1 rRNA gene is annotated in these 380 nt (G+C 45.8%); it reads left to right on the top strand.

Annotation, left to right across the window (positions count from 1 at the left end):
* Position 1 precedes the first annotated feature (1 nt).
* Positions 2–380, top strand: a 23S ribosomal RNA gene (locus CWC17_RS18925); the annotation flags it as partial.

Raw genomic sequence — 380 nt, 5'->3', positions numbered from 1 at the left:
GCCTTGGCAGTTGGAGGCGATGAAGTACGTATTCACTTGCGATAAGCCTAGTCAAGCTAGTAAAAAGCGCTTGAGACTAGGATTTCCGAATGGGGAAACCCACCTGCTTGCAGGTATCGTTAACTGAATACATAGGTTAACGAGGCGAACGCGGAGAACTGAAACATCTAAGTACCCGTAGGAAAAGAAATCAACCGAGATTCCGATAGTAGCGGCGAGCGAAATCGGAACAGCCCTTAAGCTTATTATGTGTTAATGGAAGGCTCTGGAAAGTGCCACGATACAGGGTGATAGTCCCGTACAGGAAAATACATTATAAGTGAAATCGAGTAGGTCGGAGCACGTGAAACTTTGACTGTATATAGTTGCTCCATCGGCTA

It is taken from the genome of Pseudoalteromonas sp. S3785 (assembly GCF_005887365.1).
Taxonomy (GTDB): Bacteria; Pseudomonadota; Gammaproteobacteria; order Enterobacterales; family Alteromonadaceae; genus Pseudoalteromonas.
This window is presented reverse-complemented; position numbering and strand designations above follow the sequence as displayed.